The organism is Collinsella aerofaciens, assembly GCF_001405375.1.
Lineage (GTDB): Bacteria > Actinomycetota > Coriobacteriia > Coriobacteriales > Coriobacteriaceae > Collinsella > Collinsella aerofaciens_F.
The window spans coordinates 24,833-40,484 of the sequence record NZ_CYYP01000018.1 but is presented as its reverse complement, the minus strand read 5'-3'; the positions used below and the strand labels follow the sequence as shown (position 1 = coordinate 40,484).

14 protein-coding genes and 2 tRNA genes are annotated in these 15,652 nt (G+C 55.2%); 13 read left to right on the top strand and 3 right to left on the bottom strand.

The annotated features are described in order from the left end of the window. On the top strand, window positions 1-354 hold a 354-nt coding region (locus ARB25_RS10260; RefSeq protein WP_216595142.1), incomplete at its 5' end, for a hypothetical protein. A gap of 85 nt (window positions 355-439) precedes the next feature. On the opposite strand, the gene ARB25_RS08760 is transcribed toward ARB25_RS10260, so the two are convergent. Genes ARB25_RS08760 through ARB25_RS10320 form a run of 3 tightly spaced genes read right to left on the bottom strand, consistent with a single transcriptional unit; the run spans window position 440 to window position 2,567 of the window. Continuing rightward, entirely contained in the window at window positions 440-1,264 is an 825-nt protein-coding gene (locus tag ARB25_RS08760) for an ATP-binding protein (protein ID WP_253276083.1), read from the bottom strand. After that, window positions 1,264-1,803 (bottom strand): Mu transposase domain-containing protein, encoded by a 540-nt coding sequence (locus ARB25_RS10325; RefSeq protein WP_253276082.1) that lies wholly within the window; start codon window positions 1,801-1,803, stop codon window positions 1,264-1,266. The genes ARB25_RS08760 and ARB25_RS10325 overlap by 1 nt, the downstream gene beginning before the upstream one ends. Next, on the bottom strand, window positions 1,779-2,567 hold the full coding sequence (locus tag ARB25_RS10320; RefSeq protein WP_253276081.1) for a hypothetical protein: 789 nt from the start codon (window positions 2,565-2,567) through the stop codon (window positions 1,779-1,781). Before ARB25_RS10320 ends, ARB25_RS10325 begins: the two co-directional genes overlap by 25 nt. Window positions 2,568-2,759: 192 nt before the next feature. On the opposite strand from ARB25_RS10320, the gene ARB25_RS08750 reads away from it, so the two are divergent. The 12 genes from ARB25_RS08750 (at window position 2,760) to ARB25_RS08695 (ending at window position 15,396) form a co-directional block, all read left to right on the top strand. After that, entirely contained in the window at window positions 2,760-3,341 is a 582-nt protein-coding gene (locus ARB25_RS08750; RefSeq protein WP_233540749.1) for a HEPN domain-containing protein, read from the top strand. A 1,550-nt stretch (window positions 3,342-4,891) separates the two neighbouring features. Then, entirely contained in the window at window positions 4,892-6,688 is a 1,797-nt protein-coding gene (locus ARB25_RS08740) for a P-loop NTPase fold protein (protein ID WP_172676355.1), read from the top strand. 275 nt (window positions 6,689-6,963) lie between these two features. Further along, a complete protein-coding gene (locus tag ARB25_RS10185) occupies window positions 6,964-7,809 on the top strand; it encodes a hypothetical protein (RefSeq protein WP_055287428.1) in 846 nt (281 codons plus the stop codon). Between the two features lie 11 nt (window positions 7,810-7,820). Beyond that, the gene (locus ARB25_RS08730; RefSeq protein ID WP_055287426.1) at window positions 7,821-9,029 is read left to right on the top strand and encodes an AAA family ATPase; all 1,209 of its coding nucleotides are present in this window, start codon (window positions 7,821-7,823) and stop codon (window positions 9,027-9,029) included. 318 nt (window positions 9,030-9,347) lie between these two features. Next, on the top strand, window positions 9,348-10,442 hold the full coding sequence (locus ARB25_RS08725) for a hypothetical protein (RefSeq protein WP_055287424.1): 1,095 nt from the start codon (window positions 9,348-9,350) through the stop codon (window positions 10,440-10,442). 93 nt (window positions 10,443-10,535) lie between these two features. Beyond that, the gene (locus ARB25_RS08720) at window positions 10,536-11,333 is read left to right on the top strand and encodes an AbiU2 domain-containing protein (protein ID WP_055287422.1); all 798 of its coding nucleotides are present in this window, start codon (window positions 10,536-10,538) and stop codon (window positions 11,331-11,333) included. Window positions 11,334-11,598: 265 nt separating this feature from the next. Next, a complete protein-coding gene (locus tag ARB25_RS08715; protein ID WP_055287420.1) occupies window positions 11,599-11,865 on the top strand; it encodes a hypothetical protein in 267 nt (88 codons plus the stop codon). Then, window positions 11,865-12,143: a DUF4160 domain-containing protein gene (locus ARB25_RS10405; protein WP_082421950.1), complete on the top strand. Its 279-nt coding sequence runs from the start codon at window positions 11,865-11,867 to the stop codon at window positions 12,141-12,143. The genes ARB25_RS08715 and ARB25_RS10405 overlap by 1 nt, the downstream gene beginning before the upstream one ends. A gap of 282 nt (window positions 12,144-12,425) precedes the next feature. Beyond that, window positions 12,426-13,214, top strand: a complete 789-nt coding sequence (locus tag ARB25_RS09855; RefSeq protein WP_156327723.1) for a DUF3825 domain-containing protein — start codon at window positions 12,426-12,428, stop codon at window positions 13,212-13,214. A gap of 138 nt (window positions 13,215-13,352) precedes the next feature. Then, window positions 13,353-13,427 (top strand) — tRNA-Val (locus ARB25_RS08705). Between the two features lie 370 nt (window positions 13,428-13,797). After that, window positions 13,798-14,955, top strand: coding sequence for a putative endonuclease domain-containing protein (locus ARB25_RS08700; protein WP_055287418.1), 1,158 nt, complete (start codon window positions 13,798-13,800; stop codon window positions 14,953-14,955). Between the two features lie 368 nt (window positions 14,956-15,323). Then, window positions 15,324-15,396, top strand: a tRNA-Ala gene (locus ARB25_RS08695). Window positions 15,397-15,652 lie beyond the last annotated feature (256 nt).

Genomic DNA, 15,652 nt, shown 5'->3' with positions numbered 1-15,652 from the left:
CGAGGCGGCATAGGATATCAACCGTATTCCAGATTCCAGGACGCCGGGCCGACTCACTTCGGATCGGGCGCTACACCAACTTTCTCGACATTACCGGACATCACGCTGTGCGGCATGGAGGTGTGGGGCAACCTGACGCTTCGCGGTGCCGGGACGCTGACGGCGACGGGCTCGCAGTGCGGGATCCACGTCTCGCAGGCGCTCGTGATGGACGGATGCACCGTCGATGCCCGGGCGGACGGGGCCGATATTACGGACGAGGCGGTTGCCGGCGTGATCGCAGGCGACATGGCCGTGCGCGGCGGCGGGCGCGTCGTTGCCGCGGGCGCCGGTGTTAGCGCCGGAATAATTTAGCCAAATATAGTCGGCCGAGATTGACCAATCCCGGCCGACCCATTTTAGCCAACACGCCCGCATCTATGACTTTCCTATCGCATTCCTACATCCCCTCGGGCTGGATCCCCCTCACCTTCACCGCCTGGGGGACGGCCTCCACCGAGTAGGTGTCAAGCTCCCTGCCGCGGTAGCTCGGGCCCCGCATCACGAACACCGACGCCTTGTCGAACAGCCTGTCGAGGGCGCAGAGGAGCGTGTCGTCGCCCGTGAAGAACTCATCCCACCCGCTCGGGGCGATGTTGCTCGTGAGGACCATCGCGTTCGGCCCCTCCTTCTCGTAGCGCCTGTCGACGACATCGAAGAACAGGTCGGTGCACGGCCTGTCGTAGACGCATCTCCCCACCTCGTCAACGATGAGGCACGACGGCTTGACGAGCGAGGAGACGACCCGCGAGGTGTTTCCCCGCTGGACGGCCTTCTGGAACCTGTCCCTGAGCTCGGTCGCCTTTATGTAGTAGGTCTTGAGCCCCCGCATGCAGCACTCGCGCCCGTAGGCCTGCGCGAGGTGCGTCTTCCCTATGCCGCCGGGCCCGACGAAGGCGACGTTGCGGTGCGCGTAGAGGTCGGCCAGCGACGGGAGCTTGCCCAGCGCGGCCGCGTCCCGGCCCTGGATCCTGGAGAAGTCGAAGCCCTCGAAGGTCTTGGGCTCGCGCCTGGGCAGCCTGCTCAGCCTCAGCAGCGTCTCGATGGAGGCGAGCCTCCTCTTCTCCGCAAGGTAGGAGAAGGTGGCTGCCACGGCGGCCATCTCCCCGTCGCCGAGGTCGAGGTCCGAGGCGAGGGTCGCGAGCTCCTCCGCCCCGACGGCGATCCCGAGCCTCGACGCGGCGTCGCTCGCGAGCTCGTAGGGGCTCGCCCCCGCGCCCGCCATCATTCGGCCCTCCCGAAGTCGAACCTCTCGAAACCGGGTTTCGTCCTGGGCGGGGCGATCTGCTCGACCACGGTCCCCACCGGCTGGGTCGGCAGCTCCTCGGGCTGCGCCGGCGATGTCTCCCACTGCCCCTCGCACCAGCTGTCGGCGCCGGTGCCGACGGCGTGGGCGACGAGCTCGCGGGAGAGGTCGTCGCTGTATATGTGCACCACGCGCCCCTCCCGGTTCACCCTGCACTCGCGGCGGACGTACCAGTAGGGCACGCCGTAGCGGTGCCCCTCGAAGCTCACGAAGCCGTCGAAGGAGATCTTCCGGCGCGGGCGCAGATACCGCTCGACCTCGGCCTTGACCTCGAGCGGCCTGGTGTTCGCCGAGCACGCCGCCTCGTGCTCGCGCGTCGGGACGCATGCCGCCGGGCGCCGCCAGCGGGCTCCCTGCTCGGCGCACCAGAGGGCGGCCTCCCGGTTGAGGGCGCCAAGGTCGGCGAAGGACCTTCCCGCGAGGAAGTTCCCCTTCACGAAGCGGACGAGCCTCTCCACCTTGCCCTTCGTATAGGGGTGGCGCGGCCTGCACAGCCTGGTGCGGAAGCCGATGACGCCCATGAACTCGGCGTAGTCGGCCTGCCAGGCGGGCCGTCGGCATCGCGGCGGACGACCACGCTCTTCATGTTGTCGGTGAGCACGGTCGCGGGCACGCCCAGCGCCGAGAACGCGTGCAGCATCCCGATGAGGAGGTTCTGCTGGCGCGCGTTCGGGAAGAACTCGACGTGGGCGCCCCCGCAATGGTGGCAGACCATGGCGAAGCAGGCGATCCGCGCCCGCTCCCCGCCAGGGCGCTCGACCGCGACGAAGCCCCAGTCCATCTGGTAGGCCTCTCCGGGCGCCGTCCTGAAGCGCTGGCCGCGGCAGCCCTGCGGGGCCGCCTGCCGCCTCTTCGCGGGCACGAGGTCCCGGTGCGCGGCGATGTAGGTCTTCACCGTGGTGAGGCCGCCGGCGTAGCCCTGGCCGAGCAGCCGCTCGAATATCACCTGCGAGTTGGTGACGCCCTTCCGCAGGAGGTCGTCCACCAGGCCGGTGTGGCCGGCGAGCACGCCCGGCGCGGCCCTCCTCCCGCTGTTCCCGTGGGGCAGGGCCCTGAACCCGTGGGCCCCGACCGTCCTCGCGCGGGAGCGGGTGAGCCCCGTCCTCCTGCAGAACTCAGCGAGGTTGCATGCCTGCGGGTCGAACCCGTCGCCCTCCTCCGCGGCCATCTCCCGGAGCGCCGCGTCTATAATCTCCTGTAGGTCATCGTGTCTCTCGTTCACCTCAATGGTCCTCCTAGCGCCGGCGTGTTGGCACCACCAGCGTAGTGGCGGCGGGGAGGCACGGTGGCCATTATTCGGTGACCGGGATTGGTCAAAATCGTTTGACTATTAGCGGCTAAAATCGCCCGGCGCTAACAGATGGATAGCGTGTTCAATGACCATGTGTTCCCTAAATACAAGGATCAACAGGTCATGAAGCCTCAGATGCATGGCTTCAATGACCCCACTTTGAGGAATTTCATGCTGTTGGACTCGTCTGCCCTGGTGAAAGACGAGCTTAAAGCCGACAGGTTCGACGATGAGTTCATTAGATCCTTCCTCAATGCCGCCAAGGAGCTTGCGGCCGCCGGGAGGAGAGCGACCGACAGGCCGGGCATGTATGTGATGCTGGAACATTCCTACGCGATTCCGGTGATGTTCCTCACAAGGCACTGTATTGAGCTTTCAATCAAGAGGGCGATAAAAAGATGTGGGGCTAAGCCTAAGAAAGACCACAGCCTTACAAACCTGTGGAACTCCTTGCTCTCGAGGTTTCCGGGGCAAAAGTGCCGTGAAGACAATACAACCATCAAGAACATGGGTGCTTTTGTAAAAGCCATTGCCGAAATCGATGACAACGGCATCAGTCTCCGCTATCCGCAGGACAAATCAGGCAGACTGACGCAGGACAGGCCGCTATTCGTGAATGACGAGGAAGTTGTCTCGTATTTGGAGAAGTTCGTAGAGCAGCTTCAGCTGATTGACTTCGATTATCTTGTCGAGAATGGTAAATAAGTGGTTGGAAGCCGGTCTTTATCGTTTGTAAAACCAGTGGTTGGAATCATGGTTGTATTAGCCGGTTAATCAGAACAGCTGTTGATTATTTTTTAACAGCTTAATTAAGATACCTGTAATTTATGCATAAAAGGTAGTGAATTGCTACCTTTACCATATGGATCTGTGGGTAAGTGCTTCGAGATGATGATGCCGATCTCGCTTCAATTTATGGGTGTATCGAAAAATAAGGGCGGAGTCGCTCTCGCGTTCCCGCCCCGCAAACCCGAATGATTCTGACTTTCCCGTTATCCGGAACGGCCGGGAAAGTTCGCGTCTCAGTCCGGAAAACCCAATGCTTAAAGCGACGATGCCAAGGGGCTACACGGTCAGCTTCTTGCATCCGTACCAGGTCAAGGGGAGGGGCAGCCTGTAGAACGAGGTCGGCTCCATAGGGATCTCCTCGAGACTTCCGTTGCCTCGCCGAACCCACGAAGTTCCGTTTGCGTCGGTGAAAGCCGTTTCGGGTGCCGTGCGTACTCCCATTCCGTGCCCTTCCGTCGGGAGCCATGTGTACCATGCTCCAGGAGGAAGCGTGCCGACGCAGACGCGGTCGGGAAAAGCGGGACGGTTGTCCTCTCCTTTGAAAGAGGGGCCGGCTCCGCTAATCCCGACACAGGTGACGATTACGTCGTAGACGGGGGACTCGCTTTCGTTTCGAAGCACGACTAACTGCCAGACGAATCGATTGTCCTTGGGCTGATCGGTTCGGTTTCGACCCCCTTCGTACCATGCCGATATGCGGGATGGCTGATACCGCTTGATGTCGTCCTCCCTGTTCCTTTTGTTCTGGCTGCTTTGCCGCAATGCGGCAATCAAGGTCCCCAAGGTAAAGAATCCGATGAATGCTTGGACAATCAGATTGGCGATGTCTATTTTGTTGTCAAAAGTCACTGGATGGTCACCGGCTTAGCGTCGTGGGGCGATACTTCTAACTCCGAATAATAAGGGATGATCGATGGTTGCCGTTTCGTAAGCGTATAAATGGGTGCGTCTCAACAGCTTGTTTTTCTTAAGGCAAACATGCTGCAACGCCAATTCAAAGAGGTTGCGGTGATGCAAGCAAACGCCAATCGCAGGAACAAATGGGCCGACCGCATCGAGCGGTGCCTCTCGTCCAACATGAGCGCGGAAGACTGAGTAAGCTCAACCACTTGAGAGAGTCGCGCCTTTACAGGTGGTTTGCCAGATTCAGAAAAGAGGAGCCGCAACGCCTCCCCCGTAGGAACGCCGCCACGGTGAACTAGCTTGAAATCACAAGGGGCGGCATCACCGACGCGAAGTCATCGTGCCCGCGACAAACGGATCTTCTCCGATGGCCTCGGCCGCTAGCGCAGATCTAGCATCGAGTGAGTATTTGCACGTTTCCGTACCGCGAATATTGGGGGGCGCTCAAATACTCATTCGATCGAGCTTATGCCATCATTGTTGTGAACGGGGCGACCTCGGTTGCGGTTTGATCTAGCGCAGCGAAGGAAATCTTTCGCTATAAGTTTATGCAGGAGGAAATAATGGAGACATGCCGGTCAAAAGAGCCTGCTGATCAGCTCATCGATCATATTGATTCCTATCTCAAGGATAAGGACAATCAATATGCAATTGCACTTGAGGGAGATTGGGGATCGGGAAAGACCCGATTCATCGAAGGGAAACTCAACGAGTATCTCGAAAAGGGCGAATACAACCTTGTCCGCGTTTCCATGTTCGGAATTGCCACTGCTGATGATCTATACGAACGTATTGTGATGGCGCTTGTACACCTTAGCGATAAAGGTATGAAGGCGCAAGCTGCTGCCAAAACTATAGGGGGCGCCCTCAACGGTATTTCGAGGGCTTTAATTAAAAGAACGGGATTATCGGTGAATCTCGCCGTCGGGATACAATCCGTTGCCTGCCTAATGCTCAAAAAGAAGCACTTTCTTGTATTCGATGATGTGGAGAGGCGTTCTAAACATAGCGACGATTTGGCGCTATTCGGAACGATGAACGATCTTGTCGAAAGACTTGGATTGAAGGTCATGCTGGTTTCAAATGCCTGGGAAGGAAGTGATGTGCAATCGATGCGAGAGTTCGATAGGGACGTACGCGAAAAGCTAATTTGGAAAGTCTATCCTTTCAAGCCGTGCCCGTCTGCATTGGCCAAAGAAATTCTCATGGGAGATTGTCGCCCATCGGAAGACCTTGATATGCATAGCGCCATACTTGCGGGGGTAGAGGCCAGCGGATGCGTAAATGCTCGGGCAATGATTCGTGCTCATGAGCTAATCAGAAGAATTTGCAGCCTTGAGGTGCTTCAAAATACAGGAATTGCACTTCAAAACCGGTTTTACGCTCTACGGGACGCAGTCCATTTTGCTTTGTTGACCTCCATGGGGAACGCACCTTCCATGCCACAAAACGGAAAGCCAGAGGAATGGCTCAGTCCGGAGGCGCTGGAATACGATCGCAGAGTGTCTCTTTACGAGCAATACTCTGATTTCTCCGTGATAGGTAAGGCATTCGACCCTTCAGGCGATGTAGATATTGAAGATCTCGAACAAGGGTTTAAAACATACATTTGGAAACGGTACCCGAGCAACCGCGATACCCTCGAAGTTAGGGAGATCGCTAAAAGTATGCGGTGCGCTTACGATCTTGATGACGATAATGTAGATGGCCTCGCGCAGCGTTACTATGATTTAGTTACTAGAGCACATTATTCAGTCGATTGTTTGCACGACGTGCTCGAGGTTTATTACCTGCTATCTGACCTCAAATGGGAATGTCCATTTTCGCAAAATGACTTTATCAAATATTGCAAGAAAGTGATCGATGCCGATCTAGACAAAGCTTCTGAGCTCCTCTCTGGACCAGTATTTAGTGCAGACGAAAGGCGGAAAAGACGGGCGCTCGCCGAAGAACTTGAGCGTTATGCTCGGACAGAGCTGAATAAAAAGATGTCGAGTCAGTTGATGATATCTGAGGGAGCGGAGGGACTGACGGGCAGGGAGATTGCTCGACTTCTCAACGATGCTGCAGAACGCGATGTCAAAGTGTTGGTTAATGCTAGTCCGAGAGTCATTGTCGAGTCATTTTGTAGAGAAGATGCGGCGAATCAAGAGGCGCTTCGCAAGTTCTTTGTGCATCTTCATAACGTTTGGATTCCGGGTGGGGTGCCATCGGCGGATTTAGTTGAATGGATACTTGAGATAAAGACTGCACTGGAAGAAACGAACGTTGAAACGAAAACTGGATCAATGAGAAGGCGTTTGTTCTTGAAAAATCTGGAGGAGCTTGAGAGCCGATTTGGGTATCCCGTACAGAAGTAGCACCGATGCTCCACTTGCCGTGCGCTTCAGTGCCAGCGGTCTTGTTTTGCGCTTGCGCGGTGCCGGCTTGATTTCATTTGTTGCATAGATTGAAGGATGCGCCAGTCACGTCTTCTTCGCTGTGCTCACGGTCTTCTGTCCGTCTCGGCTGCATGGTGGGTCCGATTGCTTTTTCGGAGTGGCAATGATACGTATGGTGTGAAACGGATGGTACGCGGATAACGAGGGGCGGAAACAACGACAGCCCCACGCTAAAGGAAAGGAGCGGAGGAACTATGCCAGAAAATAAAATACCAGGCCTCTTCACCGTCTACTACATGAATCAGCAGAAGGTGTTCGAGACGAGGATGCTCCTGGACAACAAACTCAAGACTACAAGCTCCAAGGAAAACCAGAACGGGACGACAAAGAGAGCATCATTGAACGCCGAAGCGGAGCTCAACCCTCCCTTTCTGACGAAACTCAGGGCAAAACTCGAAGGAAGCGTCAGGCACGAAAAACAAGAGAAGATCGTGGACACCCTCGAATACGTGAACACAAATAGCCGGATGCTCGCCGACATAATGGAGCATTGCAAAGCCCCCGAAAGCGGAACAACGCTTGCAGAAGGCGACCTCGCATACATCGGCGATGTCTCGCTGGAGCTCATCAATGAGGAGGAGATTCGAGGCATCATGGCAATCATGAGCGGGACCTTCGACGGAATCACCGTCTCCGATGCCGGAGACCTCGACATCGGCCACATGATGCAATCCTTCATAGGAGACGGCGCAGCCTTCAAGCTCAGAGGAAACCGCGCAAGAAGAAGAACGCCGCTGTACGCGAAGATTCCCCTCGATGGAGAAGAAATGTTCGAAAGCGGGTACACAATCGACGACCTGCTCATCGGAAAGGTCGGCATCGTCGGGATATGCAAAGGGAAAATCACCCCGGCCCAGATGAAGAGCCCCCTCGATTACTTCCAACAGCCAGACGACCCGAAACGCACGCCGCAGAACGACATTGTTATATGCGGAAAGAACCCGTCACCCACCGCCATGACCGGCGGCGGCAATCGGGTAGAACAGGGCTATTACATAGACATCCTTGCTGTCATTCAGGCAGTGTCCTTCGAGGCTTGATAGGCAACGCCATGCGCAAACTCGTCACATACAACAAATCCCAGTATAAAGCCCTGATCGACCAGCTCGGAGACGGCGGCTTCAAGTTGATGTCGCTTCTCGAACTACACGGAAGCGACCAAATCTCCGAGCTCCTCTCCGAGAAAAAGCTCGTCGTGGACGTTTCATCACTTGTGGGGTTACTCTCGGGCGATCTTCAGCTGGCATCGAAATTCGAGCTCCTCGTCCACCAGCTACCCTTTGGCACCCTCTTCATCGGAGACGATAAAACCGTGAACGAAGGAGCATACCAATTGAGAATCATGTTCGACGACATTATAGAATGCGACATCGAGATCGATAAGGACGCCCAGAAGGACAAAAGAGTAAATAGAACACTCGTATCCCTCGACGAACTCGAATTCAAACAGGTCCTCACCACCCTCGAAAGCGAGCTCATAGGCCAGATCGAATTCAAACGCTCCTTCGAATCCCGATCGCGCAGCTTCAGGCTCTTCAACGCGCTCGACGAGCAGCCGGTATTCTCGTTGCTCCTTCTTGGCCCTTCGGGTGTCGGGAAAACAGAAGTCGCCAAGATTCTCTGCGAGGCAATCGCGCCATGCCAGCCCCTCCCTAAAGTCAATCTTGGGAACTACAGCAGCAAGGACTCTCTAAACTCCCTGATTGGCAGCCCGAGAGGATACATGGGAAGCGAAGAAGGCGAGCTGGGAAAGAAGATCGACTCGTCCGATGCCGGAATTCTCCTGGTGGATGAGTTCGAGAAAGCTGAACCCGCCGTCTGGAACTTCTTCCTCGATCTCCTCGAGACAGGATCGTTCACGGACTCCCAAGGGATGGAGCACGATCTCCGCGGGTTCATCATCGTATTCACGACAAACTGCCCCCTCGGGAAGATCAATGAAACTTTCCCGGCAGAACTCCTCTCCCGCTTCAATTTGATGAGCCACTTCTCCAAGCTAAGCGTAAGCGACAAAAAGTTCTTTGTCGAAAGATACGTATCCATGTTTGCCAAGAAGTACAGGGAGACTGCTCCCAGTGGCTTGCCGACATTGCCGGACGACATCGCCGACAGGGCAATGATGGAAATCGACATTGAAGCGACCGAAAACATCCGGATCCTCAAGAACACAACAAGATCTTGGATCAGCGAATTCGTAGAGAAGGCCCGAAAGAGCAGTTCAATCGCGACGCAGCCCTCCATCATCAACACCCAAACATAACGAATATATGTTCTTATTGCATCGCATCTACATTACGAAATTCAGATTGCTTGAGATGTCTTGACGCAAGTTCAGATTCACTTCGGAGTATCATGCTGTCAATTTGAAGGATGCTACCTGCGCTTTTGAAGAATCGAAACGGAGGTTGTAAGCCGATTCTTCCTTTCACCGACTGGCAAAACGATTTACACCTAATTGTGGGAGTTGCCCACGCGATTTCTCCTTGCTCCTGCATCGATCTCGCTAAACTAATAAGTGCTGCCACCAGGGCATTTTCTGGTGCATATTCTATTGGCTCCCGCGAAGATCGGAGCGGGTATGTTTGCTGCCAAGTCCCACACCAGCCGTCATCACATTGCGATTGTTACCATGGCCTGCCTATGCGTTCTGCTGGGCGGGCCTTCTTATGCCGCGGGCGCGGAGAGCCTCATCATCGCGGGCGCGACGTACTACGAGCCGGGCGTGTCGGGCCCCGGCTGGGCCTGGACCGATGCCGACCACCTGGAGCTTAACGGCTACGCGGGCGAGGCCATTGGCGCCGAGGGCGACCTGGTGCTGACGCTTGCCGGGCAGAACTCCGTGACGGAGTCGCATGCGCCCGATGCGGACATCACGCTGTGCGGCATGGAGGTGTGGGGCAACCTGACGCTTCGCGGCACCGGGACCCTGACGGCGACGGGCTCGCAGTGCGGGATCCACGCTTCGCAGACGCTCGTGGTGGACGGCTGCATAGTCGATGCCCGGGCGGACGGAGCCGATATTACGGACGAGGCGGTAGCCGGCGTGATCGCAGGCGACATGGCCGTGCGCGGCGGCGGACGCGTCGTTGCCGCGGGCACAGGGTCCGGGGCGGGCGTGCGCGCTTATGGCGTGTATCTGCAGGATCTGAGCATTGGCGATGTCGCGGCCGGTTGCCGGCTTTCAGTCGATGCCTCGTGGCTCGATGCGACCGGTGCCGACGGCGGCGTTACGTGCACGGGCGGGTCGCTTGTGTCTGCGCGCTTTGTGGCGCCTGCTGGCGGGGTCTTTGGTGCTAGCTGTGTGGTGGATGCCTCCGGTGCGGTGGCCCCGCATGTGGTGGTTGAGCCCGATGTCGCCACACCTCCGGCGGGGGAGACCGATGGGGTCGTTGTGCCTGGCGGTGGGGCAGGCGAGCCTTCCGCCGATGCCAACCCCGCTGCCGGAGAGCCCACCACAGGGTCCACGGCAAATCCGGCGCTGAAACCAGCGGCCACGACAACCAAAACAACAACGGCAGTGACCATGACTACGGTCGCCAAGGCCTCCAAGCCCAAGACCGCAACCGCAACCGCCGCGATGCTCCCCAAGACCGCCAACAACAACTGGATCGCCACGTCCGTGACGCTTTTCCTGCTTGGTGCAGTGCTTCTAGCTGCTGCATGCCGCTGCTGAAGCACCATTTCGATAGGCTATACAGAGGGCTATATTCGTAACGACGCATTAGTAGAATAGTTTATTACGACAATTGCTCAGGATTTATCTAACATGAACCACGAATCTGATCATACAGTTGACGCTGCCAAGAAAGAATTAAACGGCGGCCTTCTTGAGCTGTTCAAGCGTTGCAGCTATCTGTACAACGAGGCATTTTATGCCAACACGGAACTAGCAATCCTTCGCGAACTGTCTAAAGCATCTTCTGACTATGAGAATGAAGTAATTTGCACTGGCTGCTTCTTCAGCTTTACACAACTTGCATTAACCGAATCATGTTTCATGAATTGCGCACGGTTATTTGATGCCAAAAGCGACGTCAGTATTAGGAACTTGATAGAAGACGTCAAGTCTCATTCTGCTGAAATCGACGCACTTGCAATCTCTATATTCGGTGATCGACCAAACTTTGACAGGCTTAATCCAATCGTTCACCCATTGGCAGAGGACGAGGAGCGTTTTTACCCCAAGGAAGTTGAGTCTCAACGCTCATATGAAAAACTGTTCGGAGATCATTACGAAATGGTTACCGTGTGTATAACCACTCATGACCTTTCCAATTTGTGGAAAAAACGACTCAACGGTCTCAGTAAGCTAACTGACATGCTTCGCGATCAGCGAAATAAAGTTTTCGCCCATAACGACATAGAAGCACTGAATTATGATGAGCTTGTTAGGCGACTCCCTTTAACTTTCAGCGAAATTCAAAAACTAATCGACTTCGCACTCGATCTAACAATCGAATTATTCGCCAAAATTACTGGTATTGAAAAAAAATCGATTGCCCAAGAACTACAACGATATACAAGGCCTCCTAAAATATGCGGAGGTTGGCATGGAGGCTGTTGAGCAGCATTTGGGTAATCTATAGGATTCAAGCGCCTGCAAGTAGTTAAGCATGCGAGCGCTTGAATCTGAAGACGATCCTTGACATAAAGTCCGACTTTCGCACAATGACGGTTTTCCATGCCAAAAAGACACTGAAGTGTGAGGTGGTTCAAATCTCAGTAATACAAATAATCAGCAGTTCAGGTCTTATGGGAATAATTCAATTCGCATCACGTTGCATCTAAGCGGCTGTTTATACTTGGATATAAACACTAAGGAGGCAGCAATGCTTTGGAGCTATGTTCAGCTAGATGACGGCACTCAGTTTGCCTACTCAGAAACACGAGACGACGGGACCGTTCGCGTAGCCGTCGAGCGCCCGGTTGATTTTGGTTTTGACCATGCAGAATGCTTTCTACCTGCGGTCAAATGGTTTAACGTCGAAGGATTTTCTACTGACGAACTGGATTTTTTGACCGAGTTCGTTAGATCAAACGCTCCGTTTATCTTCGAGCTTGCAGAACGGCAAAAAGCTGGACCGGCGGTGGCATAATGCCTCGAATTCTTGTTTTTGGACAGTATGTTCTGTTCTTTTGGATCGCGGAAAACGGAGAACCCGTTCACATCCATGTAGGGGTAAAGAGGGCGGCTGCTAACTCGACTAAGTTTTGGCTCACTAAAAATGGCGGATGCACACTTGCGAACAACGAGAGCAAGATTCCGGCTAAGGATCTCAGGGATCTTTCAAAACTAATCACCATGAACCATCGATACATTTGTGACAAGTGGCGCGAAACCTTTGGTGATGATTCCCTGACATTCTATTGCTAAACCGCAATTGAACCATGATTACGCTTGTCAACTCATGATTGCCGATGTTGATGGGCGGGACCTTCCTGTTACGCCGCTAGTGCTCCAATCGTACTTTCCGATAGCCCGGAACCCAAAGACAACCAGCACTACGCCTGGATCCAGGACCTTGTTTCCGGAAACCGCACGCGAGCAGAACTCGCCGACGAGCTGCGCCGCAATTGCGTTGTGTGTCTCGACGGTGCGTCGCACGTATAAAATCTAAGCATCCAAACTCTAACTATGAAATGGAATGGACGCCACATGGAGATCCCAAGCACCCTGTGCAGCAATGTGTACGACTTCGCGTTTTGCCCCGAGCCCTGCTACAACCGCCTGGTCGACCTCGCCGACCCCGAGGACTGGGGTCCCGGCAACCGCATCCTCAAAAACTACCTGTCGTTCTCATTTAGCCGCGCGGTGTTCTTGACCGAGCGTGACGTGGACCAGACCGCCCCGTCCAACTTACCGCTGGTGTTCGACGACGACCGTTGCCTATTCAACACCGGCCTGTACACGCGCCGCTACGAGACCATCTACGGCCTGTTTGAGCCCAACACCAAGCCCGACGCGCGCCAGCGCTGGTTTTTGAAGGGCTTCTTTAAGGAGAGCGACCCCATGCTGGTCTCATTTGAGTACCTGCCGTGCCGCGTGCGCTTTGCCGAGGACCCCTCCGAGCTGGTCTTTGACTACCGCCTTCCCATCCGCTCCAACATCGACCACATTCTGGGCGACGAGGAAAACCTTACGCGCATTCCCGCCAGCCTGATGGGGGAGGGCAACTCGCTGCTGCTGCGCCGTGCCTTTGAGGGAGCCGTCGTCGAGGCCGCCCGCCTCGCCGCAGCCAACTATACGCTCGCGGTGCCGCAGTTCTACGGCGGCCGGATCCAGCTACTCCTACCGCTGTGCCTGACCGGCGACAAGCCCGAGCTGGCGCTGACCATCCAACGCGAGGACGGTTTCTACGCCGCGCGCACCTGCCTCACGCTCGACATGGCCTACAACAACGCACGACTTATCTGCCGCCCCGAGACCTCGTGGATAAAGCGGTAAAGGGTGGTTAAGCTGCGGTTTTGTTGGCTGACAGGGTTGAAACAGTGCGGCTTGCTCCCACGAATTTAAAATCGGGGGCAAAAAGTTCTTGGTAAACCACGCGCGGCTATGTTAGTATCTCTTTTGCCGAAAGGCGACGGGCGATTGGCTCAGGGGTAGAGCATATCCTTCACACGGATGGGGTCACAAGTTCGAATCTTGTATCGCCCACCATCTAAAGCACAGGTCAGAGGTGTTAAGCCTCTGGCCTTTTTCTTTTTGACACCAAAATCGAAGCGAAGTTACCTAAGGCGTTATATGTTACGCAGTTCACCTTAGGTGTCGTCATTGCACGTTTTTCAAAATGCGTCTGCGTTCATTCATTGAATTCCGTGCGTAATCTAAGTGCAATTGTGGAGACAGAGACCACTGGCGCACAGCTCGTACCAGCACATTCATGGCTCGATCAACCTTTCAACACATCCCATCCAATATTTGGTCAGCATTTGGCCAGCTTCCAGTACTTACCCACATGATGCCCCGGTAGATAATCGGCCATGCCCGCAATCCGCACGGCCTACGGTCGAAACTAGGGGAGGTCCACATGGACGAGATTGTTTGCGCAAACACCGCATTCCGCTACTGGCGCTGCCCGCCACAGGTGCGCGATCTCTACCCGCGCCTGCCCAACTCCGAAGATAGCTGGCGAGCTCTATCCCAAGCCCCTTTCGTAACCGACGTCCTCAAGACCCCGATTATCGCTGTTGCTTCGCCAGGTTGTTGTAATCATCACTCGGGACTGCGCTCTACTATTCGCTGGGAAGGGGCATCGAATGCCGGCACAACAATCGACACTAATTTAGGCTTCAGTGTCACCAATCCGCTTAACACGTTATTTACTATGACACGCTTTGTGTCCCAAATAGATCTCGTACTGGCTATGTACGAACTATGCGGCTGGTTTTCTGTTTTCGAGCCGGCTCCCGCTGCCGAAATGCAGCTAAAAATGGCGGTAGAGGAGAATCGCAATTCCAGCACGCAGGATTTGTTCGAACTTGGACAAGGCGAAGACGAGGTTCCTTGGAAACGAGTTTATGCCCGTGCAACCGTAAAGGACCCAGATAATGATGGCCAAAAGAGCAAGCGTGAAGATGGAAGAGAGCTCACGAAACTCAAAGGTACTTCTCTTTGGATGAGAAAGCCGCTCATCGAACTGAGCGACCTGCATCGTTTCGCCGACAAGGTCAAAAGTCAAATGTGGGGAAAGCAGTTTTATGATGCCGCTCAGCAGGTTATCGGCATTGCTGCGTCTCCACTCGAGGTCGCTGGGGTCCTGCTTCTAAGTCGTTCTCGACGTCTAGGTGGTGCAGGATTCAGATACGTGTACCTCAACGATTTAACCCCTCTATCCATGGCGGCCCAAAGCATCGCAGGGCAAAAGGTTTGCTACGGCGATATCGTGATCGTAAATCCAATCCTGATGAAGGCGGTAATTATCGAGATCCAAGGTGAAGTCATCCATGGATCTGGCGCGGTACTTGACCACGATGCCGAGCGCATGACTGCGTTGCAGAGCATGGGATTCGATGTATTCCTGGTGACTCACGATATGCTCAACGATTCAAAGCAGCTAGACACCATAGTCAGGAGCGTCTTCGACCGTTTAGGGATTCGCTATAAAGCCAAAACTGAAGCAATGAAGTCAGCCGAGACGCGACTGCGAGCAAATGTTTTGTGCAACTGGTTGGAAATCGGAAATTAGTCGGCGACAAGGCGCTAGAACTACCTAGTTTGCCTGTTAGTGAATTAATGTCATTTCAAAACTATGTCGGATTACGGTGCTGGACCCGGACCGGCCGTCCATGCCCTGCATTTCACGGAATGCGCAAGCCGTCTACCTGCAGTTTTGATTTTACCGATGACGGCATGCTCGGGGGGTTCCCGGCCCGGCCCCGTAAACCGGCATGGTTTTGAAATCGCCGGGTCGGCGGGAGCGCGATCGGCCCCGGTAACGGGCCTGGCGCCGGCAGGACGGCCGTTGGGCGGATGGCGGCCCGCGCCGCGACTGCGAAATTTTCCAAAATTGTCCTTGCATCGGCGGGGGAGTTCCCGTATAGTACTTCTTCGCACGGGGGCGTAGCTCAGCTGGGAGAGCGCTTGACTGGCAGTCAAGAGGTCAGGGGTTCGATCCCCCTCGTCTCCACCCGAGCATTGAATGAGGCTCCAACGCAAGTTGGGGCCTTTTTTCATATAGGCACACAAGGTCAAAGGCGGCACCATGATCCTCCTGGTCGACAAGATCGTGCGTTGAACGGGCGCCACGTGCATGGTACTATTTCTCGACGTGGTTCAAGATAGGGACCTGTTTTGCTGGCCTCTATCGCACACGCCATTTTATAAGGGCTCTTGGCGCAACGGTTAGCGCAGGGGACTCATAATCCCTGGGTTCTGGGTTCGAA